The organism is Streptomyces sp. SCSIO 75703, from assembly GCF_036607905.1.
Taxonomy (GTDB): Bacteria; Actinomycetota; Actinomycetes; order Streptomycetales; family Streptomycetaceae; genus Streptomyces.
Map to the genome: position 1 here is coordinate 5,955,039 of NZ_CP144555.1, position 19,862 is coordinate 5,974,900.

Genomic DNA, 19,862 nt, shown 5'->3' on the forward strand with positions numbered 1-19,862 from the left:
CCCAGGGCCTCTCGTGGGATCACGCCGGGCTCGCGGGGTCCTGCCTGACCCGGACGAAAGACCCTAGAACTTCGGGGTGGGGGCCTGGGACTCGACCAGTTCGGCCGCCTCCTCCTCGGTCTGGACCGAGGGCGGGGAGCCTTCGAGGGGCTGGCGCGCCGTCTCCTTCATGCAGGCCACCGCCACCACGCCGACCAGTGCCGCCGCCATCGCGTAGTAGGCCGGCATCATCTCGGAGCCCGTCGCGCTGATCAGCGCCGTGATGACCAGCGGGGTGGTGCCGCCGAAGAGCGAGGCCGACAGGTTGTAGCCCACCGACAGGGAGCCGTAGCGCACCGGGGTCGGGAACATCGCGGGCAGCGCCGCCGACATCGTGCCCAGCAGGCACACCAGGCAGAGGCCGAGGATCAGCATGCCGGCCGAGATGGCGAGCAGGCTGCCCTGGCGCACCAGCAGGAACGCGGGCGCGGCGAACACGAAGAAGCTCAGCATCCCGGTCATGAGCACCGGCTTGCGCCCGAAGCGGTCGGAGAGCCGGCCCACCTGGTTGATGATCAGCATCAGCGCGACCATCGTGGCGACGAGGATCAGCAGGCCGTGCGTCTCGGTGTAGTGCAGTTCGTTCGAGAGGTAGGTCGGCATGTACGACAGCAGCATGTAGTCGGTGATGTTGTACGCGCCGACCAGCGCGACGCACAGCACCAGCGCCCGCCAGTGGGTGCGGAAGATCGTGGCGAGGTCGCCCCGGGCGGTGGTCTCCACCGCGTCGGCCGCCTCGGAGATGTGCACGTTGGCGTCCTCCAGCTTGAGGAACGCCGGGGTGTCGTCGAGCCGCAGCCGCAGGTAGATGCCGACGGCGCCGAGCGGGGCGGCGAGCAGGAAGGGCACGCGCCAGCCCCAGGAGTCCATGCCGGCGGTGCCGAGCCAGGCGGTCAGGGCCGTCACCAGCCCGGCCGCGCCGGTGTACCCGGCCAGCGTGCCCAGTTCCAGGAAGCTGCCGAAGTACCCGCGCCGCTTGTCCGGCGCGTACTCCGCGATGAAGGTGGACGCGCCGCCGTACTCGCCGCCCGTGGAGAAGCCCTGGAGCAGGCGGAAGAGGATCAGCAGCACCGGTGCCCAGAAACCGATGGTGGCGTAGCCGGGGACGAGTCCGATGGCGGCCGTGCCGATCGCCATGAGGATCATCGTCAGCGCCAGCACCTTCTTGCGGCCGATCTTGTCGCCCATCGGCCCGAACACCATGCCGCCCAGCGGGCGCACCAGGAAGGCGACGGCGAAGGTGGCGAAGGACGACAGGAGCTGCACGGTGGCGTTGCCGGACGGGAAGAACACGCGGCCGATGGTGGCGGCCAGGTAGCTGTAGATGCCGAAGTCGAACCACTCCATGGCATTGCCGAGCGAGGCGGCCTTCACCGCCCGCCGGACCGCGTTCTCGTCCGTGACCGTGATGTCCGACCTGCGCAGACGCGGGTTCTGCCGCCGCCGGATGGCCCGGAAGAGGGCCGGGTGGCGGCGGACCGCCGCGGTGTCGGGAACGGGGTCGTTCTCGGGGGCAGACGTGGCGTACTTCCTTTCCGGGGGCATACCGCTCCAAGGGGACCTTCCGGAGCTTTCGCGCGTACCTACGGTTCTCAGGTCGTATGGTTCCCCGGAACACGCGCGGTATTTTCGTGACGTCAGTCATGTGGAGCAGACGTCAGCCGGACGGATGAGACGTCAGCCCTGTGGACCAGTGCCCCGCTCCGCCCCGTCCCGCCTCGCCTCGCCACGACGGCGCCGGCCGCCCGCGCCGTGTGGGCGGGCGGCCGGCGGAGGGGCCGGGCGGTCCCTCAGGCGGTCAGGACCTTCTCCAGCGTGCCGAGTGCCCCCTCCAGCTCACCGCGGGTGATGGTGAGCGGCGGGGCCAGCCGGATGGTGGAGCCGTGGGTGTCCTTGACGAGGACGCCCTCGCGCATCAGCCGCTCGCTGATCTCGCGGCCGGTGCCGAGCGCCGGGTCGACGTCGACCCCGGCCCACAGGCCGCGGGAGCGGAAGCCGGCCACCCCGCGGCCGGTCAGCGCCCGCAGGCCGTCCCGCAGCACCGGTGCCAGCTCGGCCGCCCGGCGCTGGTACTCACCGGTCTCCAGCAGCTCCACCACCGCCGTGCCGACCGCCGCGGCCAGCGGGTTGCCGCCGAAGGTCGAGCCGTGCTCGCCCGGGTGCAGCACGCCCAGCACCTCGCGGCGGCCGACCACCGCGGAGACCGGCACGATGCCGCCGCCCAGCGCCTTGCCGAGCAGCACCACGTCCGGGCGCACCGACTCGTGCTCGACCGCCAGGGTGTGCCCGGTGCGGCCCAGCCCGGACTGGATCTCGTCCGCGACGAACAGGCAGCCCGCCCGCCGGGTCAGCTCCCGCACGCCCGTCAGGTAGCCGTCGTCCGGCACGATCACCCCGGCCTCGCCCTGCACCGGCTCGATGAGCACGGCGGCCGTCGTCTCGTCCACGGCCGCCTCCAGCGCGGCCAGGTCGTTGTACGGCACGATCCGGAAGCCGGGGGTGAAGGGGCCGAAGCCCGAGCGGGCCGTCTCGTCGGTGGAGAAGCTGACGATGGTCGTCGTCCGGCCGTGGAAGTTGTCCGCGGCCACCACGATCGTCGCCTGCCCGTCGGGGACGCCCTTGACGTCGTAGGCCCATTTGCGGGCCACCTTGACGGCGCTCTCCACGGCCTCGGCGCCGGTGTTCATCGGCAGCACCATGTCGGTGCCGGTCAGCGCGGCGAGCCGCTCGGCGAACCCGGCCAGCCGGTCGTGGTGGAAGGCGCGCGAGGTCAGCGTCAGCCGGTCGAGCTGCCGGTGGGCCGCCTCCACCAGCGCCGGATGGCGGTGGCCGAAGTTCAGCGCCGAGTAGCCGGCGAGCAGGTCGAGGTAGCGGCGCCCCTCCACGTCCTCCACCCAGCAGCCCTCGGCGCGGGCGACGACCACGGGCAGCGGGTGGTAGTTGTGGGCGAGGACGGGCTCCTCCGCGCGGATCAGCTCCTCGGAGCCGCGGGGTCGGGCCGGTGCGGTCATGAGCGGATCTCCCGGATCTCCTGGGTGCAGCACTTGATGCCGCCGCCCGCCTTGTGGAACTCGGACAGGTCGACGGGGACGGGGACGTACCCGAGGCCGGCCAGCCGGTCCGCCAGCCCGGTCGCCGCCGGCGCGATGAAGACGTGCTTCCCGTCGGACACCGAGTTGAGCCCGAAGGCCATGGCGTCCTCACGGGTCGCCCGCACGGCGTGCGGATAGAGCCGGGCGAGCACCTCGCGGCTGCCCGGCGAGAACGCCTCCGGGTAGTACGCGATGTTCCCGTCGCCGCCCGCGGCCCCGTCGTCGAGGACGAACAGTGCCGTGTCCAGATGGTAGAAGTACGGGTCCACCAGGGTCAGCGAGACCACCGGCACCCCGAAGTGCTCCTGCACCTCCCGGTGGGCCTCCCGGGTGGTGCGGAAACCGGTGCCGGCGAGGATCCAGCGGCCCGCCGGCACGAGGTCGCCCTCGCCCTCGCAGACCGACTCGGGATGGTGGACCTCGAAGCCGGCCCCCTTGAACCAGGTCTCGTAGGGGGCGGACTCGGGGCGGCGCTCGGGCGCGTGGAAGAGGGAGCCGAAGACCCGCCCCTCCACCACCAGCGCCGAGTTGGCGGCGAAGACCATGTCCGGCAGGCCGGGCACGGGTGCCACCGTGTCGACGGTGTGGCCGTGGGACTCGTAGGTCTCGACCAGCGCCCGCCACTGGGCCCGCGCGAGGCCGGTGTCGACGGGGGCGTCGGGACGCATCCACGGGTTGATCGCGTACTGGACGTCGAAGTGTCGGGGTTCGCAGACGAGGTAGCGCCGGCGACGCGGCACACGGGGGTCGGGCACGAAGGGGTTCCTCCGCTTCCTGACGATGCGTGACTGAGGGATGACACCACGGTAGGAACTGAGCGAGACGGACGACAAGCGACAAAGGCTGCGTGTGGACGCAGGATCGCTGCGTCCTTCGCGCCCTCAGCGCATGCCTGCTGCGCGATCCGGGGCCGGCTGGCTCGCCCCGGCCTCCGGACTGTCCGCGATCAGGTGGGACAGCACCATCACGCTGATCGTCTTGCGGATGAACGGCTCCGCACGAATGCGCTCCAGCACCTCCTCGAAGTGCTCCACGTCCCGCGCCCGCACGTGCAGCAACGCGTCCGCGCCCCCCGTCACCGTCATCGCCGCCGTGATCTCCGGATGGTTGCGGACCACCTCCGCCAGCCGCCGCGGCGGCGCCGCCCCCTCGCAGTACACCTCGACGTACGCCTCGGTCCGCCAGCCCAGCGCCGAGGGCCGCACCGTCGCCGTGAACCCGGTGATCACCCCGGTCTCCCGCAGCCGGTCCACCCGGCGCTTGACCGCCGTCGCCGACAGTCCGATCTCCGAGCCGATCTCCGCGAAGGACGTCCGGGCGTTCGCCATCAGCGCGGTGACGATCTTCCGGTCGAGGTCGTCGAACGGCGTGGGCCTGCTGCTCATGTCCCGCACTGTAACCACCGGGCGCCGCCCGCCGTGTCCGGCACGGACGGGCACGCCGGACACGTGTCCGCACGTGCGCATTGCACCTACACTCCACCTTCATGCTGCGCGCCCTCGCCGTCGACGACGAACGTCCCTCGCTGGAGGAACTGGTCTACCTCCTCAACGCCGACCCCCGCATCGCCGGCGCGGAGGGCGCCGGGGACGCCACCGAGGCGCTGCGCCGCATCAACCGGGCCCTGGAGTCCGGGCCCGCCGGTCCCGAGGCCATCGACGTGGTCTTCCTCGACATCCAGATGCCCGGCCTGGACGGGCTGGACCTCGCCCGGCTGCTCACCGGCTTCGCCCGGCCGCCCCTGGTCGTCTTCGTCACCGCCCACGAGGACTTCGCCGTCCAGGCGTTCGACCTGAAGGCCGTCGACTACGTCCTCAAGCCCGTGCGCACGGAACGCCTCGCCGAGGCCGTCCGCCGGGTCGTCGAACGCCGCTCCGCCGAACGGCACGACACCGCGCCCCCGCCCCGCATACCCGTCCACGAACCCGACCCGGACCACATATCCGTCGAACTCGGCGGCGTCACCCGCTTCGTGGCCGTCGACGACATCACCCACGTCGAGGCCCAGGGCGACTACGCCCGACTCCACACCGACAAGGGCAGCCACCTCGTCCGCATCCCGCTCTCCACCCTGGAGGAGCGCTGGCGGGCCCGCGGCTTCGTCCGCATCCACCGCCGCCACCTCGTCGCGCTGCGCCACATCGGCGAACTCCGCCTGGACGCGGGCAGTGTGAGCGTCCTGGTCGGCACCGAGGAACTCCAGGTCAGCCGACGTCACGCCCGCGAACTGCGGGACCTGCTCATGCGGAGGCCGTGACGATGGCCCAGGACCCCGCAGAGCGCCGCGTCGTCGTCACCGGCCCGCCCCGCCGCACCCGCGGCCGGGCCTCCGGCTACTACCGCCCGCGCACCGAGATCGACGAGCAGACCACCCTCGGCCACACCTACGTCCGCTCGCTGATGCGCAGTCAGCTCCGCGCCGGGCTCACCGTCTTCGCCGTCCTCGCGCTGCTCGTCCTGCCGCTCCCGCTGCTCTTCGCGGTGCTGCCCGACGCCCGCCGCCTGGAGTGGGCCGTCCTCGGCTTCGGCGTCTACGGCCCCCTCGTCCTGCTCGCCCGCTGGTACGTGCGCCGCGCCGAACGCAACGAACGCGACTTCGTCCGCCTCGTCGAGGACCGCTGACCGCGCCGATGAACTCCGGTTACGCCGTCGTCGCCGTCGCCCTCGTGCTGGTCTCCACCGTGCTCGTCGGCGCCTTCGGCCTGCGCATCTCCCGCACCACCTCCGACTTCTACGTGGCCTCCCGCACCGTCGGCCCCCGCCTCAACGCCGCCGCCATCAGCGGCGAGTACCTCTCCGCCGCCTCCTTCCTCGGCATCGCCGGACTCGTCCTGGTCCAGGGCGCCGACATGCTCTGGTACCCGGTCGGCTACACCGCCGGCTACCTCGTCCTGCTGCTCTTCGTCGCCGCCCCGCTGCGCCGCTCCGGCGCCTACACGCTGCCCGACTTCGCCGAGGCCCGGCTGGCCTCCCAGGCCGTGCGGCGGCTCGCCGGGGCCTTCGTCGTCGGCGTCGGCTGGCTGTACCTGCTGCCCCAGCTCCAGGGGGCCGGACTGACCCTGACCGTGCTGACGGGGGCACCCGACTGGCTCGGCGGGGTGATCGTCGCCGTCGTCGTCACGGCCATCGTCGCCGCCGGCGGCATGCGCAGCATCACCTTCGTCCAGGCGTTCCAGTACTGGCTGAAGCTGACCGCCCTCCTCGTCCCCGCGCTCTTCCTGGTGCTGGCCTGGCAGGGCGACGGCGCGCCCGGCCGTGCCTTCGACGAGCCGGCCGCCTTCCGCGAGCAACGCTCCGTACGGGTCCAGGACCACCTCGCCCTCCGGCTCGACCGGCCGCTGACCGTCACCGTCGAGGGCACCGTGGACGGCCGCGCCCACGACGGCGCCACCGTGCTCCTGGGGGCCGGCACCCACCGGATCGCCGCCGGCACCCACCTCACCTTCGCCGCCGGCACCGCCGTCCCCGCCGCCGGGCAGGTCGCCGGCGACACCCTGTCGCCCTCCCGCGCCGAGAGCCGCACCGAACGCCCCCTGTACGCCACCTACGGCCTGATCCTCGCCACCTTCTTCGGCACGATGGGCCTGCCGCACGTCGTGGTCCGCTTCTACACCAGCCCGCACGGCGTCGCCGCCCGCCGCACCACCGTCGCCGTCCTCGCCCTGATCGGCGCCTTCTACCTGCTGCCCCCGGTCTACGGCGCCCTCGGCCGCCTCTACGCGCCCGAGCTGACCCTCACCGGGGACGCCGACGCCGCCGTCCTGCTGCTGCCCGGCCGGATGATCGGGGGCGTCGGCGGCGAACTGCTCGGCGCGCTGGTCGCGGGCGGCGCCTTCGCCGCGTTCCTGTCCACCGCCTCGGGGCTGACCATGGCCGTCGCGGGCGTCCTCACCCAGGACGTGCTGCCCTCCCGGGGCGTACGGCACTTCCGGCTCGGCACCGTCCTCGCCATGGCGGTGCCGCTCGCCGCGAGCGCCCTGGTCGGCGGGCTGCCCGTCGCCGACGCGGTCGGCCTCGCCTTCGCCGTCTCCGCCTCCTCCTTCTGCCCCCTGCTGGTCCTCGGCATCTGGTGGCGGCGGCTGACCCCGCCCGGCGCGGCGGCCGGCATGCTGGTCGGCGGCGGCTCCGCGCTGCTCGCCGTCGCCGGCACCATGGCGGGGTTCCCGGGCGGCGGGGGAGCCCTGCACGCCCTGCTGGCCTGGCCGGCGCTGTGGTCGGTGCCGCTGGGCTTCCTCACCATGGTCCTGGTCTCGCTGGCCACGCCGGGCCGGGTGCCGGCCGGGACCGCGGCGATCCTGGCCCGCTTCCACCTGCCGGAGGAACTGCGCTCGGAGGTGACGCCGTGAGCGGATTCCTCGCCGGACTGGTCGTCGCCGTGCTGCCGCTGCTGGCCGCGGGGTTCTGGCTGGGCCGGCGCACCGCCCGCCCCGAGCACCTGGGCGGGCTCGGCACCCCGGTCGAGCACGCCACCTTCCAGACCCTGCACACCGCCTCCCTCGCCACGCCCCCGCTGCGGGCGGGGCTGACCGAGGAGACCGCCCGCAAATCGGCCCGCAAGCTGCGCTCGCTGCTGGGCACGGACGCGCTGTGCCTGACCGACCTGACGGACGTGCTGGTCTGGGACGGGGCGGGCGCCCACCACCGCGCCGAGATCATGGAGCGGCTCGCCGGGCCGCTGGAGACCGGCCGGGGCGAGGCGTTCCCCCTGGTCTGCGACACCCCGGACTGTGCCGTGCGCTGGGCCGTGGTGGCCCCGCTCACCGTCGACGACCGGGTGCACGGGGCGCTCGTGGCCTGCGCCCCGAGGGAGTCCGCCGTCCTGGTGCGGGCGGCCGGCGAGGTGGCCCGCTGGGTCTCCGTCCAGTTGGAGCTGGCCGACCTCGACCAGTCCCGCACCCGGCTCATCGAGGCCGAGATCAAGGCGCTGCGGGCGCAGATCTCCCCGCACTTCATCTTCAACTCGCTCGCGGTGATCGCGTCCTTCGTGCGCACCGACCCCGAGCGGGCCCGGGAGCTGCTGCTGGAGTTCGCCGACTTCACCCGCTACTCGTTCCGCCGCCACGGTGACTTCACGACCCTCGCCAACGAGCTGCACGCCATCGACCACTACCTGGCGCTGGTGCGGGCCCGCTTCGGCGACCGGCTCGCCGTCACCCTCCAGATCGCCCCCGAGGTGCTGCCGGTCGCCCTGCCGTTCCTGTGCCTCCAGCCCCTCGTGGAGAACGCCGTCAAGCACGGGCTGGAGGGCAAGACCGACCGCTGCCACATCCGGATCAGCGCGCAGGACGAGGGCGCCGAGGCGCTGGTGGTCATCGAGGACGACGGCGCCGGCATGGACCCGGGCCTGCTGCGCCGCATCCTGGCGCGCGAGGTCAGCCCCTCGGGCGGCATCGGCCTGTCCAACGTCGACGAGCGGCTCCGCCAGGTCTACGGCGACGACCACGGTCTCGTCATCGAGACCGCGGCCGGCGCCGGTATGAAAATCACCGTCCGGTTGCCGAAGTACCAGCCGGGCGTGCACTCGGCCGGCCGGGTCGGACGCGGGTGAGAGCCGGGCCGCGCGGGCCCGGGGGAGGGCTCAGGAGCCGCTCGTGGCGATCATCCCCAGGGTGAGCAGGCCGAGGACGACCCAGCCGAACCACAGCCAGCCGTTGCCGCCGAGCGCCACCGTGTAGGCCGTCACGGCGATCAGGCCGCCGACGGTGAGCACTCCCATCGCCTTCGTGGAACCGTCCGTGGAACCGGGCATCGCGACACCCTCCTCATGGTCCGTTCCCTCCATGGTGCCCCGGTTCCGCCGGTGCGCAGCGCGGACGGCGAGATGCGCCGGATGTCCCGGTGCCGCGCGGGCACCGGGACGGCGGGGCGGGAGGTCAGCCGCCGCGGCTCTGGAGGGAGGCCAGGTAGGCGTTGTACGCCGCCAGCTCCTTGTCGCCGTCGCGGTCCGCGGCCCGGTCGCCGCGGCGGGCCTGGCGCTGGTCGGAGGCGTACCACTGGAAGAGCAGCGCGATCAGCACGAGGACGGAGGGGACCTCGCTGAACGCCCAGGCGATGCCGCCGGCCGCGTTCTGGTCGGACAGCGGGTCGACGCCGAGCGAGGCGGGCGGGTCCAGGAAGGTGTCGACCATGGGGGAGGTGGCCATCATCAGCGCGATGCCGAAGAAGGCGTGGAACGGCATGCCCGCGAACAGCTCCAGCATCCGCATCAGGTGGTTGGGCCGGTGCGGGCCCGGGTCCACGCCCATGATCGGCCAGAAGAAGACCAGGCCGACGGCGAGGAAGTGGACCATCATCACGATGTGCCCGGTGGCCGAGCTCATCAGGAAGTCGAAGATCGGGGTGAAGTACAGCGCGTACAGGCTGGCGATGAACATGGGGATGGTGAACATCGGGTGCGTGATCACCCGCATGTAGCGGCTGTGCAGCAGCATCAGCAGCAGCTCACGCGGTCCCTTGCGGCCGCGGCCCGCCACCGGCAGCGCGCGCAGCGCCAGGGTGACCGGGGCGCCGAGCAGCAACAGGATCGGGGAGATCATGCTGATGACCATGTGCTGCACCATGTGCACGCTGAACATGACCATGCCGTAGTCGTTGAGCGCGGTGCACATCACCAGCACGATGCTGAGCACCCCGAGGACGAAGGCGACGGTCCGCCCCACGGGCCAGGCGTCGCCGCGGCGCACCAGCCGTACGACGCCCCAGACGTAGAGCACCAGCCCGAGCAGGCAGGTGGTGAGGAAGAAGGGGTCGGCCGACCACGCGAGCCCTCGCCCCAGCGTGAACGGCGGCAGATCCATCATCATGCCGTGCCCGCTGTGATCCATCCGCCGGCTCCTGTTTCATGGGGATTGAGCGCTGTCTGTCCGCACCCAGACTAGAACCGCCCCCGGCGACGTCCGTCACCGGGGGCGGGACCGCGGGGTCACAGCACGTACTGCGCCTCGGCGAACCGCTGGGCCGGCACCGTCTTGAGCCGTTCCACGGCGTGGGCCAGCGGCACGGTGACGATCTCGGTGCCGCGCAGAGCGGTCATCCGCCCGAACTCCCCGCGGTGCGCGGCCTCCACCGCGTGCCAGCCGAACCGGGTCGCCAGCACCCGGTCGTACGCCGTGGGGGTGCCGCCGCGCTGGACGTGCCCGAGGATGACCGGCCGGGCCTCCTTGCCGAGGCGCCGCTCCAGCTCCAGGGAGAGCTGGCGGGCGATGCCGGCGAAGCGTTCGTGCCCGTAGACGTCCGTGCCGCCCTCGTCGAAGCGCATCGTGCCCGGCCGCGGTTTGGCGCCCTCGGCGGCGACCACGATGGCGAACCGCTTGCCGGCCGAGAAGCGGGCGCCGACCTGGGCGGTGAGTTCCTCTATGTCGAAGGGCCGCTCCGGGACGACCACGGCGTGCGCGCCGGCCGCCGTGCCCGAGTGCAGCGCGATCCACCCGGTGTGGCGGCCCATGACCTCCACGATCAGCACCCGCTGGTGCGACTCGGCGGTGGTCTTGAGCCGGTCCAGGGCCTCCGTGGCCACGGTGACGGCGGTGTCGAAGCCGAAGGTGACGTCCGTGGCCGCTATGTCGTTGTCGATGGTCTTCGGCACGCCGACGATGGGCAGGCCGTTGTCCGAGAGCAGCCGGGCCGCCTTGAGCGTGCCCTCGCCGCCGATCGGGATGATCGCGTCCAGACCGAGGTCGGCGACGTGCCCGCGGGCCCGCGACACGCCGTCGCGCAGGTGCTCGGGGCGGACCCGGGAGGAGCCGAGGATGGTGCCGCCGCGGGCCAGGATGCCGGCCACCGCGTCCAGGTCGAGCTTGAGGTAGTCGCCGTCGAGGAGGCCCTTCCAGCCGTCGCGGAAACCGATGACCTCGTCGCCGTGGTCGACGACGGCCCGGTGCACGACGGATCGGATGACGGCGTTCAGGCCGGGGCAGTCGCCGCCGGACGTGAGGACACCAATGCGCATAGCCCGGAACACCTTCTCGATGGGCGCGGGGGCCGGACCGCGCTGTCCGGCTCGATTTCCGCCACCCTAGTGCCATCCGGGGCCCCCGACGCACCGCGCGTCCGTCTACTGGACGTACCCGCTCACCTGTGCGTATGAGCCATCAGACGGGCCGTTGACGCTCCCGGTTGACGGGCCGGGAGCGTCGGCCGGAGCCGGGCCCGGGCGGGGCTCAGGCGGGCTGCTGCGCGGCGGCGATGCGCTCGTTGCGCAGCGCCTCGTACCACCGGTCGTCGGTCGGCGGCAGCGCGTTCACGTCCAGCGCCAGCTTCAGCAGCAGGTCCGCGAGGAGCGGGTTGCGGGCGAGCACCGGACCGTGCATGTACGTGCCGAAGACGGTGTCGTTGTACGCGCCCTCGCTGCCGTCACCGGAGCCGTTGCCCTTGCCGATGCGGACCTGGGCCAGCGGACGGGAGCCGGGGCCGAGGTGGGTCACGCCCTGGTGGTTCTCGAAACCGGTGAGCGGGGGCAGCCCGAGGCGGGAGTCGATGTCGCCGAGGACGTCGCCCACGCACCGCTCGCCCTCGCCGCGCACGGAGACGACGTCGAGCAGGCCGAGGCCCGGCTCGCGCTGGCCGAGGTCGTTGACGAACTCGTGGCCGAGGATCTGGTAGCCCGCGCAGACCGAGAAGACGATCGCGCCGTTCTCCACGGCCCGGGGCAGGCCGCTGTCCCGGCGCAGCCGCTCGGCCGCCAGCCGCTGGGGCCGGTCCTCGCCGCCGCCGATCAGGTAGATGTCGCCGGAGGTCGGGATCGGCTGGTCGCTGCGCACGTCCAGCCGGGCCACGTCGAGGCCGCGCTGGCGGGCCCGCCGCTCCACGACGAGGACGTTGCCCTGGTCGCCGTAGGTGCTCAGCAGGTCCGGGTAGACCCAGACGACCCGCAGTTGGTTGTCGCTCACTTCAAGTCCCCTGAAGTCTCGTGATCAGTTGCCGACACGACGGCGCAGGTCCTGGAACGCGGTGTAGTTGGCGATGACCTCGATCCGGCCGGGCGGGCAGAGCTGCACCGCCTGGTCCACCGTGTCGCACACCTGGAACTGCTGGTTGGCGACCTCCAGGCGGACCGCGAGGTCCAGCTTCCGGTCGCCGAGCACGAAGATCGGGTGGCCGGTCAGCCGCGTGTAGTCCACGTCCCAGAGCCAGGAGGTGTCGGTGCCGTCGGCGCCGCGGGCGTTCACCGAGAGGATCACCGGGGCCGGCGGCGGGTCGATCAGGGAGAACGTCTCCAGCCAGCCCGCCGGGTTCTTGGCGAGCAGCAGCCGCAGGTCGCGGCCCTGGAACTGGACCACGTCGTAGCGGCCGGCGACCGCCTGCACCTGGTACATCCGCTCTAGGGCGACCTGCGGCGGCACCCCGAAGACGGCGGCGACGGCGGCCGAGGAGGTCGCGTTGGCCTTGTTGGCGCGGCCCGGGAGCTGGAGGTGGATCGGCCAGGCGGAGCCGTGCGGGTCGAGGACGTGGTCGCCGGAGAGCGCCCAGCTCGGCGTCGGGCGGCGGAAGCCGCACTCGCCGCAGAACCAGTCGTCGCCGGGGCGCTGCATCACGCCGCCGCAGGACGGGCAGGACCAGGCGTCGTCCTTCCACATCTGCCCGGCGGCGACCCAGATCACGTTGGGCGAGGAGGAGGCGGCCCACACGACCAGCGGGTCGTCGGCGTTGGCCACGATGACGGCCTTGGAGCCGGCCAGGCCCTCGCGCCAGTTCTCCGCGAGCATCCGGGTCTCGGCGGCGCGGTCGAGCTGGTCGCGGGAGAGGTTGAGCAGCGCGATGCACTTCGGGTCGGTGTCCCGGGCGACGCCGGCGAGGTACTTCTCGTCGACCTCGATGACCCCGAACCGGGCGTCCGAGCCGCCCGCGAGCGCCGAGGTGATGCCGGCCGGCATGTTGGCGCCGAGCGCGTTGGAGACGACGGGGCCCGCGGCCCGCAGCGCCTCGGCGATCAGCCGGGTGGTGGTGGTCTTGCCGTTGGTCGCCGAGACCAGGGTCACGTCCAGGTGCTGGGCGAGCCGGGCGAGCAGGTCGGGGTCGAGTTTCAGCGCGACCCGGCCGCCGATCACCGAACCGCTGCCGCGTCCCGCCGCGCGTGACGCCGCCGCGACCGCCTTGCCCGCGGTCACGGCGATCTTGGCCCGCGGCGTGAGCGGGTCCGAGTTGCCTGCCATCAGTTCTCGATCCTCCTTGCGTACGCGCCGCGCCTGAAGCCTGACGGCCACGTGGTGTGAAGCTCAGCCTATCGAGATCGCTGCTCACTCCCGAATCGCGGCACCGGCCGCGGGACCCCCGGTCGGTGGGCGCCGACCACCCGGGGGACACAGGGACCTTACTCTTGCCGCCATGCGACACGGTTCCCTGCCCGGCGTCCGCGGGCGCGTACGGCCCCTGCGCCTCCTCGGCGCTCCCGTCCTGCACGCGCCCTGCGAGGAGGTCACCGACTTCGGTCCGGAACTCGCCGCGCTCGTGGAGGACTTGTTCGCCACGATGTACGCGGCCCGCGGTGTGGGCCTGGCCGCCAACCAGATCGGCGAGCCGCTGAGGGTCTTCGTCCACGACTGTCCGGACGACGAGGACGTGCGCCATCTGGGTCACGTGGTCAACCCGCGGCTGGTCGAGGCCGGCGGCCTGGAGCTGCGCGGACCGGAGGGCTGCCTGTCGCTGCCGGGTCTGGAGGCGGGCACGGTGCGCCACGACGAGGCGGTGGTCGAGGGGTTCACGGTGCGCGGGGAGCCGGTCCGGGTGCGCGGCACCGGGTTCTTCGCGCGCTGCCTCCAGCACGAGTGCGACCACCTGGACGGCGGGGTGTACGCCGACCGCCTGACGGGATGGCGCCGGCGCAGGGTGCTCCGGCAGGCCGCCAAGGCCCCCTGGGCCCGCGGCCGGACCGCGCCGGGGGAGCCCTAGAAGCCGGGCCCGCCGACCCGGTCGTCGGCGCAGGCCAGCCGGCCCCAGAGCAGGTCGGCCAGGCCGTGTACCAACTCGGCGCGGGAGCAGGGGCGTTCGCCCAGCCACCAGTCGCCGGCGGCGTGCATCATGCCGACGATGCCGTGCCCCCACACCCGGGCGACCTGCTGCGTGCCCGGTCCGGCGTCGAGCCGTTCCTCGATGACCTGGGCCAGTTCCTCGCCCATGCGGCGCAGCAGCGGTGCCGAGTGCTTGCCGACGTCGAAGCCCTGCTCGGCCTGGTCGCCGGGGGCGGGGGCGCCCTCCGCCGGATGCATCAGGAAGCGGTACACCTGCGGGCGTGCCTCGATGGCCGCGAGATAGGTGTCGAGGGTGGCCTCCACGCGCCGCCGTCGCTCCGCCGGGGCGTCCAGGGCGGCCCGCAGCGAAGCGAGGAGGGCGTCCGTGTGGCGCTGGGCGAGGGCGGCGTAGAGTCCGCCCTTGTCGCCGAAGTGGCGGTAGAGGATGGGCTTGGTGATGCCGGCCTCGGCGGCGATGGCGTTCATCGAGGCGTGCGGGCCCTCGCGCAGCACCACCCGGTCGGCGGCCTCCAGCAGTTCGCGCCGTCGGCGGTCGGCGGACCGCTGCTGTTCGGTCCGCTGCGTGGTGTCCATGAACTCTCCCCACCCGTGGTGATTCGGTGACGCCTGCGCAAACTAACACCCCGCACGTCAGGGCCACCGTACGGGCTCCGGGGGGTGCGGCCCGGAGTTGACTTTTCCTACCGGCCGGTAACAGACTCGGTGTTACCGTAAGTAACACCGGGTGCGTCGCTGGAGGGGACATGGCCGAGTTCACGATGGAGCCGAACGACGAACAGAAGGAGGTCCGGGACTGGCTGCACGGCTTCGCCGCCGACGTCATCCGTCCCGCCGCCGCCGAGTGGGACGAGCGGGAGGAGACCCCCTGGCCGGTGATCCAGGAGGCCGCCAAGGTCGGCATCTACTCGCTCGACTTCTACGCCCAGCAGTACTTCGACCCCACCGGCCTCGGCATCCCGATGGCGATGGAGGAGCTGTTCTGGGGTGACGCGGGCATCGCCCTGTCCATCGTCGGCACCGGCCTGGCCGCCGTCGGCGTCCTCGCCAACGGCACCGAGGAGCAGATCGGCACCTGGATCCCCCAGATGTACGGCGACCCGGACGACGTGAAGGTCGCCGCCTTCTGCTCCTCCGAGCCCGACGCCGGCTCCGACGTCGCCTCCCTGCGCACCCGCGCCGTCTACGACGAGGCCAAGGACGAGTGGGTGCTCAACGGCACCAAGACCTGGGCAACCAACGGCGGCATCGCCAACGTGCACGTGGTCGTCGCCGCCGTCGACCCCGGCCTCGGCTCCAAGGGCCACGCCTCCTTCATCGTCCCGCCGGGGACCCCGGGCCTCTCCCAGGGCCAGAAGTTCAAGAAGCACGGTATCCGCGCCTCGCACACCGCCGAGGTGGTGCTGGAGGACGTCCGCGTCCCCGGCTCCTGCCTGCTCGGCGGCAAGGAGAAGCTCGACGAACGGCTCGCCCGCGCCCGGGAACGGGCCGGGAAGGGCGGCGAGCGGGTGAAGAACGCCGCCATGGCCACCTTCGAGGCGTCGCGCCCGGCGGTCGGCGCCATGGCCGTCGGCACCGCCCGCGCCGCCTACGAGGTCGCCCTGGACTACGCCCGCACCCGCGAGCAGTTCGGACGTCCCGTCATCGACAACCAGGGCGTCGCCTTCCAGCTCGCCGACATGCGCACCTCCATCGACGCCGCCCGGCTCCTGGTGTGGCGGGCCTCCTGGATGGCCGTCAACGGCCGGCCGTTCACCGCGGCCGAGGGTTCGATGTCCAAACTGTTCGCGAGCGAGACGGCCAAGAAGGTCACCGCGCAGGCCATCCAGATCCTCGGCGGCAACGGCTACACCCGGGAGTACCCGGTCGAGCGCATGCACCGGGACGCCGCCATCTACACCATCTTCGAAGGCACGAGCGAGATCCAGCGCCTGGTGATCGCCCGGACCCTGTCCGGGATGCCGATCCGCTGACGGCGCGGACACCGGCCGCCGGCCCCGCCGGGCGCGGGGCGGGCGGTCTCAGGAGGCGGGGCCGCTGCTGTGCGCGATGCAGGCCACGTCGATGCGGTCGGCGAGCTTCGCCAGCTCGATGGTGAGGGCCGCGACGGTGTCCTCGTCCAGGCCCTCCTCGCCGCCCTCCACCAGCCGCAGCCAGCGTCCGCCCACCGTGCGCAGCAGTTTGCTCACGTCGGCGGCGGCCACCTGGAGGGCGCCGTGGTCGTCGACGATCAGGGGCAGGGTCACTTCGCGGGTCACAGGACGGGATCGTAGTGCCGACGGCCTCACGCTCCGTGCCACACGGTGGTGATGTTGCAGAACTCCCGGATTCCGTGCCCGGACAGCTCACGTCCGTAGCCCGACCGCTTGACCCCGCCGAACGGGAAGGCCGGATGCGAGGCCGTCATCCCGTTGACGTACACCCCGCCCGCCTCCAGGTCCCGTACGAAGCGGTCCACCTCGGCCTCGTCCCGCGTCCACACGTTGGAACTCAGGCCGAAGTCGGTGTCGTTGGCGATGAGCACCGCCTCGTCCAGGTCGTCCGCCCGGTACACCGTGGCGACCGGCCCGAACGCCTCCTCCCGGTGGACCCGCATCTCCCGCGTGATGCCGGCCAGCACGGTCGGCGGGTAGTACCAGCCGGGCCCTGCGGGGCGTTCGCCGCCGCACAGCACCCGTGCCCCGCCGCGCACCGCGTCCTCGACCAGCTCCGCCAGATCGCGCACCCCCTGTTCGCTGGAGAGCGGACCGACCTCCGTCGCCTCGTCCATCGGGTCGCCCACGCGCAGCGCCCGCATCCCCTCGGTGAAGCGCTCGGTGAAGGCCTCGTACACCGCGTCGTGCACGATGAACCGCTTGGCGGCGATGCAGGACTGACCGGCGTTCTGCGTCCGCGCGGTCACCGCGACCCGCACCGCCCGGTCGAGGTCGGCGGAGGGCATGACGACGAACGGGTCGCTGCCGCCCAGCTCCAGCACCGTCTTCTTGATCATCTCCCCGGAGGTGGAGGCGACCGCGCGCCCGGCCGGCTCGCTGCCGGTCAGCGTCGCGGCCCGCACCCGCTCGTCGCGCAGGACGTCGTCGACCGCCGCCGACCCGATCAGCAGCGTCTGGAAGCAGCCCTCCGGGAACCCGGCCCGGTGGAACAGGTCCTCCAGGTACAGCGCGCACCCCGGCACGTTCGAGGCGTGCTTGAGCAGACCGACGTTGCCCGCCATCAGCGCGGGCGCCGCGAACCGCATCACCTGCCACAGCGGGAAGTTCCACGGCATCACCGCGAGCACCGGGCCGAGCGGCCGGTAGCGCACCAGGGCCCGGGAGGCGCCCGAGTCCTTCACGTCGGCCGCGTCCGGCTCCTCGTCGGCGAGCAGCACGGCGGCCCGGTCGGCGTACCAGCGCATCGCCTTGGCGCACTTGGCGGCCTCCGCGCGGGACTGCGCCACCGGTTTGCCCATCTCGGTGGTGACGAGCGCCCCGACCTCCTCCAGGTCCTCCTCCAGCAGATCGGCGGCCTGCCGCATCAGCCGCGCCCGCTCCTCGAACCCCGTCGTCCGGTACGTGCGGAAGGTGGCCTCCGCGAGCAGCAGCCGGCGCTCGATCTCCTCCTCGCCCATGGCCTCGTACGTCCTGAGCGTCTCGCCGGTCGCGGGGTTCACCGTCGCGATGGGCATGGCCGGCCTCCTCGGTGCGGACTCGTGCTTCGACCTTGGCCCGCCCCGGTACGCGCCGCAACGCGGACGGGCCTGTCAGTGCGAGTGCTCGCGCAGCCGGTCGAGAAACGCCCGCTGCGCCGGAACGATCACCTCGCGGGCCGCGTCGAGCGTGAACCAGGCCACCCGGTCCAGCTCGGGGAACTCAGCCGTCCGGCCCGACCGCGGCGGCCACTCCATACGGAACGTGCCGGGCACCACCGCGGCCGGGTCGAGGTCCGCCTCGACCGCCCACGCCGTCACCGTCTTGCCGCCCGCCTGCCGGACCTCGCCCAGCGGCACGGCCGCGCCGTCCGGCGGCGCGAGCCCCAGCTCCTCCCGGAACTCCCGCCGCGCCGCGTCCCAGGCGCTCTCCTCCGCGGTGTACTCGCCCTTCGGCAGCGTCCACGAACCCGCCCCGCGCCGCGCGTGGAAGGGACCGCCCATGTGGCCGAGGAGCACCTGCGTCCCGTCACCGGAGCGGCGGAAGAGCAGCAGGCCCGCGCTGCGCCTCACGGCGCGGCCCCCGGGTGGGCGGCCAGCAGGGCCTCGACGGTGTCCGCCTCCTCGGGGCGCTTGTCCTCGCGGTGGCGCAGCACCCGGGCGAAGCGCAGCGTGACGCCGGCCGGATAGCGCGAGGAGCGCTGGAGCCCGTCGTAGGCGATCTCGACGACCAGTTCCGGGCGCACCGTCACCACGTGCCCGGACTCGGCGACCGCCAGCTCCCGCAGCCGTTCCGTCTGCCAGGCCAGCATCCGGTCCGTCAGGCCCTTGAAGGTCTTGCCGAGCATGACGAACGAGCCGTCGGCGGCGCGCGCCCCGAGGTGCAGGTTGGACAGCAGGCCGGTGCGCCGGCCGTGGCCCCACTCGGCGGCCAGCACGACCAGGTCCACGGTGTGCACCGGTTTGACCTTCAGCCAGGCGGCACCCCGGCGGCCCGCGCTGTAGGCCGCGTCGAGCGCCTTGACCACGACGCCCTCGTGGCCGCGCGCCAGCGTCTCGGCGAGGAACGCCTCGGCCGCCGCCGTCTCCCCGGGCCCCGAGACCACGGCGCGCCGCACCCGCATCGGCTCCGGCACCAGCCGGGCCAGCTCCGCGTGCCGGCGGGCCAGCGGCAGGTCGAGCAGATCGCGGCCGTCCACCGACAGCGCGTCGAAGAAGACCGCCGAGACGGGGAGCGACCGGGCCGCGGTGGCCACGTCGGCGCGCGAACCGATCCGCCCGGCCGTCTCCTGGAACGAGCGGGGCCGCCCGTCCGCGTCCAGCGAGATCGCCTCGCCGTCCAGGACGAACCGCTCGCCCGGCAGGCTCCGGGCCGCCTCGGCCACCTCGGGCAGCCGGCCGGTGATGTCGTCCAGGGTGCGGGTGTGCACCCGTACCGTGTCGCCGTCGCGGTGCACCTGGACGCGGATGCCGTCCAGCTTCTCCTCGACCGCCGCCGCCCCCAGCCTGCCCACCGCCTCGGCGACCGAGGAGGCGCTGTGCGCGAGCATCGGCAGCACCGGCCGCCCGACGGTGAGCCGGAAACCCTCCAGCGCGGCGGGCCCCTCGGCGAGCAGCGCCCCGGCCACCGTCCGCAGCGAGCCGGCGAGCATCACCGCCCGCCGCACGTTCGCCGGGGGCGCCCCGGTCGCCGCGGCCAGCCCCTCGACGGCGGCGGCGTCCAGCGCGCCCTGGCGGACCTCGCCGGTCAGCAGCCCGAGCAGGAAGCGCTGCTCGTCGGCGGTGGCGGCGGCCATCAGCTCGCCGGCCTGCCGGGTCCGTTCGGCCAGGGAGCCCGGACCGGACACGGCGGCGAGGCGGGTGAGCCGCTCGTCCACCTCGCGCACGGTCAGCGACGGGGTGCGGGCCGGGGCGACCGGCCGGCCCAGCACCTTCCAGCCGACCCCGATGCGCCCCTGCGGGAGCCGCCCGGCGAGGTACGGGATGACGACCGGCACGTCCTCCGGCTCCGCCTCCCGGAACAACTCCGCGAGCAGGGCGGTCTTCCGGGACCGCGCCGAGGTGGCGGCGACCTCCCGGGACACCTGGGCCAGCCGGGCGAGCAGCATGCTGCCATGGTGCACCGGAGCGGGCCGG

The 19,862-nt window shown here is 73.2% G+C and carries 20 protein-coding genes; 6 read left to right on the forward strand and 14 right to left on the reverse strand.

Annotated elements, in window-relative coordinates:
- Nucleotides 1–63: 63 nt before the first annotated feature.
- The 4 genes from proP to VM636_RS26295 all read right to left on the reverse strand — a co-directional run bounded on the left by proP (nucleotide 64) and on the right by VM636_RS26295 (nucleotide 4,516).
- The gene (gene proP, locus VM636_RS26280; RefSeq protein ID WP_030418566.1) at nucleotides 64–1,584 is read right to left on the reverse strand and encodes a glycine betaine/L-proline transporter ProP; all 1,521 of its coding nucleotides are present in this window, start codon (nucleotides 1,582–1,584) and stop codon (nucleotides 64–66) included.
- A gap of 245 nt (nucleotides 1,585–1,829) precedes the next feature.
- Nucleotides 1,830–3,050, reverse strand: a complete 1,221-nt coding sequence (gene rocD, locus VM636_RS26285) for an ornithine--oxo-acid transaminase (RefSeq protein WP_053914077.1) — start codon at nucleotides 3,048–3,050, stop codon at nucleotides 1,830–1,832.
- Complete coding sequence (ddaH, locus tag VM636_RS26290; RefSeq protein ID WP_030418564.1) at nucleotides 3,047–3,886, reverse strand: dimethylargininase; 840 nt, start codon at nucleotides 3,884–3,886, stop codon at nucleotides 3,047–3,049. Before ddaH ends, rocD begins: the two co-directional genes overlap by 4 nt.
- Nucleotides 3,887–4,012: 126 nt before the next feature.
- The gene (locus VM636_RS26295) at nucleotides 4,013–4,516 is read right to left on the reverse strand and encodes an Lrp/AsnC family transcriptional regulator (protein ID WP_030418563.1); all 504 of its coding nucleotides are present in this window, start codon (nucleotides 4,514–4,516) and stop codon (nucleotides 4,013–4,015) included.
- A 101-nt stretch (nucleotides 4,517–4,617) separates the two neighbouring features.
- On the opposite strand from VM636_RS26295, the gene VM636_RS26300 reads away from it, so the two are divergent.
- The 4 genes from VM636_RS26300 to VM636_RS26315 are packed head-to-tail and all read left to right on the forward strand — an operon-like array spanning nucleotide 4,618 to nucleotide 8,679.
- Nucleotides 4,618–5,388, forward strand: coding sequence for a LytTR family DNA-binding domain-containing protein (locus tag VM636_RS26300; protein WP_030418562.1), 771 nt, complete (start codon nucleotides 4,618–4,620; stop codon nucleotides 5,386–5,388).
- A 2-nt stretch (nucleotides 5,389–5,390) separates the two neighbouring features.
- Complete coding sequence (locus VM636_RS26305; protein WP_030418561.1) at nucleotides 5,391–5,753, forward strand: hypothetical protein; 363 nt, start codon at nucleotides 5,391–5,393, stop codon at nucleotides 5,751–5,753.
- An 8-nt stretch (nucleotides 5,754–5,761) separates the two neighbouring features.
- Nucleotides 5,762–7,477: a cation acetate symporter gene (locus VM636_RS26310; protein ID WP_030418560.1), complete on the forward strand. Its 1,716-nt coding sequence runs from the start codon at nucleotides 5,762–5,764 to the stop codon at nucleotides 7,475–7,477.
- Nucleotides 7,474–8,679 (forward strand): histidine kinase, encoded by a 1,206-nt coding sequence (locus VM636_RS26315; protein WP_053914075.1) that lies wholly within the window; start codon nucleotides 7,474–7,476, stop codon nucleotides 8,677–8,679. The genes VM636_RS26310 and VM636_RS26315 overlap by 4 nt, the downstream gene beginning before the upstream one ends.
- Nucleotides 8,680–8,709: 30 nt before the next feature.
- On the opposite strand, the gene VM636_RS26320 is transcribed toward VM636_RS26315, so the two are convergent.
- The 5 genes from VM636_RS26320 to VM636_RS26340 form a co-directional block, all read right to left on the reverse strand.
- Nucleotides 8,710–8,880 carry a hypothetical protein gene (locus tag VM636_RS26320; protein WP_030418558.1) on the reverse strand — a complete coding sequence of 57 codons (171 nt, stop codon included), beginning with the start codon at nucleotides 8,878–8,880 and terminating at the stop codon, nucleotides 8,710–8,712.
- A gap of 124 nt (nucleotides 8,881–9,004) precedes the next feature.
- Nucleotides 9,005–9,955, reverse strand: a complete 951-nt coding sequence (locus VM636_RS26325) for a cytochrome c oxidase assembly protein (RefSeq protein WP_030418557.1) — start codon at nucleotides 9,953–9,955, stop codon at nucleotides 9,005–9,007.
- Between the two features lie 98 nt (nucleotides 9,956–10,053).
- Entirely contained in the window at nucleotides 10,054–11,079 is a 1,026-nt protein-coding gene (locus VM636_RS26330; protein ID WP_030418556.1) for a 6-phosphofructokinase, read from the reverse strand.
- A 211-nt stretch (nucleotides 11,080–11,290) separates the two neighbouring features.
- Nucleotides 11,291–12,019 (reverse strand): glutamine amidotransferase, encoded by a 729-nt coding sequence (locus VM636_RS26335; RefSeq protein ID WP_030418555.1) that lies wholly within the window; start codon nucleotides 12,017–12,019, stop codon nucleotides 11,291–11,293.
- 24 nt (nucleotides 12,020–12,043) lie between these two features.
- Nucleotides 12,044–13,282, reverse strand: coding sequence for a MurT ligase domain-containing protein (locus tag VM636_RS26340; protein WP_030418554.1), 1,239 nt, complete (start codon nucleotides 13,280–13,282; stop codon nucleotides 12,044–12,046).
- Between the two features lie 172 nt (nucleotides 13,283–13,454).
- Here VM636_RS26340 and def point away from each other — a divergent pair, with 172 nt between their 5' ends.
- The gene (gene def, locus VM636_RS26345) at nucleotides 13,455–14,018 is read left to right on the forward strand and encodes a peptide deformylase (protein ID WP_338485878.1); all 564 of its coding nucleotides are present in this window, start codon (nucleotides 13,455–13,457) and stop codon (nucleotides 14,016–14,018) included.
- On the opposite strand, the gene VM636_RS26350 is transcribed toward def, so the two are convergent.
- Nucleotides 14,015–14,671, reverse strand: a complete 657-nt coding sequence (locus VM636_RS26350) for a TetR family transcriptional regulator (RefSeq protein WP_030418552.1) — start codon at nucleotides 14,669–14,671, stop codon at nucleotides 14,015–14,017. The genes def and VM636_RS26350 overlap by 4 nt on opposite strands.
- Before the next feature lie 170 nt (nucleotides 14,672–14,841).
- On the opposite strand from VM636_RS26350, the gene VM636_RS26355 reads away from it, so the two are divergent.
- Nucleotides 14,842–16,068: an acyl-CoA dehydrogenase family protein gene (locus VM636_RS26355; protein ID WP_030418551.1), complete on the forward strand. Its 1,227-nt coding sequence runs from the start codon at nucleotides 14,842–14,844 to the stop codon at nucleotides 16,066–16,068.
- Nucleotides 16,069–16,116: 48 nt separating this feature from the next.
- Here the strand turns inward: VM636_RS26355 and VM636_RS26360 are convergent, their stop codons facing one another.
- From VM636_RS26360 to VM636_RS26375, 4 genes are all read right to left on the reverse strand, one after another.
- On the reverse strand, nucleotides 16,117–16,353 hold the full coding sequence (locus VM636_RS26360; protein ID WP_030418550.1) for a DUF6213 family protein: 237 nt from the start codon (nucleotides 16,351–16,353) through the stop codon (nucleotides 16,117–16,119).
- Between the two features lie 26 nt (nucleotides 16,354–16,379).
- Complete coding sequence (locus tag VM636_RS26365; RefSeq protein ID WP_030418549.1) at nucleotides 16,380–17,765, reverse strand: NADP-dependent succinic semialdehyde dehydrogenase; 1,386 nt, start codon at nucleotides 17,763–17,765, stop codon at nucleotides 16,380–16,382.
- 75 nt (nucleotides 17,766–17,840) lie between these two features.
- Nucleotides 17,841–18,299, reverse strand: coding sequence for an NUDIX domain-containing protein (locus VM636_RS26370; protein ID WP_338485879.1), 459 nt, complete (start codon nucleotides 18,297–18,299; stop codon nucleotides 17,841–17,843).
- A complete protein-coding gene (locus tag VM636_RS26375) occupies nucleotides 18,296–19,834 on the reverse strand; it encodes an ATP-dependent DNA ligase (protein ID WP_030418547.1) in 1,539 nt (512 codons plus the stop codon). Before VM636_RS26375 ends, VM636_RS26370 begins: the two co-directional genes overlap by 4 nt.
- Nucleotides 19,835–19,862: the final 28 nt, after the last annotated feature.

What these genes read in the sequence shown, in the direction of transcription:
- proP (WP_030418566.1), bottom strand. Translation starts at nt 1,584, where the DNA reads ATGCCCCCGGAAAGGAAGTACGCCACGTCTGCCCCCGAGAACGACCCC.
- rocD (WP_053914077.1), bottom strand. Translation starts at nt 3,050, where the DNA reads ATGACCGCACCGGCCCGACCCCGCGGCTCCGAGGAGCTGATCCGCGCG.
- VM636_RS26295 (WP_030418563.1), bottom strand. Translation starts at nt 4,516, where the DNA reads ATGAGCAGCAGGCCCACGCCGTTCGACGACCTCGACCGGAAGATCGTC.
- VM636_RS26300 (WP_030418562.1), top strand. Translation starts at nt 4,618, where the DNA reads ATGCTGCGCGCCCTCGCCGTCGACGACGAACGTCCCTCGCTGGAGGAA.
- VM636_RS26305 (WP_030418561.1), top strand. Translation starts at nt 5,391, where the DNA reads ATGGCCCAGGACCCCGCAGAGCGCCGCGTCGTCGTCACCGGCCCGCCC.
- VM636_RS26310 (WP_030418560.1), top strand. Translation starts at nt 5,762, where the DNA reads ATGAACTCCGGTTACGCCGTCGTCGCCGTCGCCCTCGTGCTGGTCTCC.
- VM636_RS26320 (WP_030418558.1), bottom strand. Translation starts at nt 8,880, where the DNA reads ATGCCCGGTTCCACGGACGGTTCCACGAAGGCGATGGGAGTGCTCACC.
- VM636_RS26325 (WP_030418557.1), bottom strand. Translation starts at nt 9,955, where the DNA reads ATGGATCACAGCGGGCACGGCATGATGATGGATCTGCCGCCGTTCACG.
- VM636_RS26330 (WP_030418556.1), bottom strand. Translation starts at nt 11,079, where the DNA reads ATGCGCATTGGTGTCCTCACGTCCGGCGGCGACTGCCCCGGCCTGAAC.
- VM636_RS26340 (WP_030418554.1), bottom strand. Translation starts at nt 13,282, where the DNA reads ATGGCAGGCAACTCGGACCCGCTCACGCCGCGGGCCAAGATCGCCGTG.
- def (WP_338485878.1), top strand. Translation starts at nt 13,455, where the DNA reads ATGCGACACGGTTCCCTGCCCGGCGTCCGCGGGCGCGTACGGCCCCTG.
- VM636_RS26350 (WP_030418552.1), bottom strand. Translation starts at nt 14,671, where the DNA reads ATGGACACCACGCAGCGGACCGAACAGCAGCGGTCCGCCGACCGCCGA.
- VM636_RS26355 (WP_030418551.1), top strand. Translation starts at nt 14,842, where the DNA reads ATGGCCGAGTTCACGATGGAGCCGAACGACGAACAGAAGGAGGTCCGG.
- VM636_RS26365 (WP_030418549.1), bottom strand. Translation starts at nt 17,765, where the DNA reads ATGCCCATCGCGACGGTGAACCCCGCGACCGGCGAGACGCTCAGGACG.
- VM636_RS26375 (WP_030418547.1), bottom strand. Translation starts at nt 19,834, where the DNA reads ATGCTGCTCGCCCGGCTGGCCCAGGTGTCCCGGGAGGTCGCCGCCACC.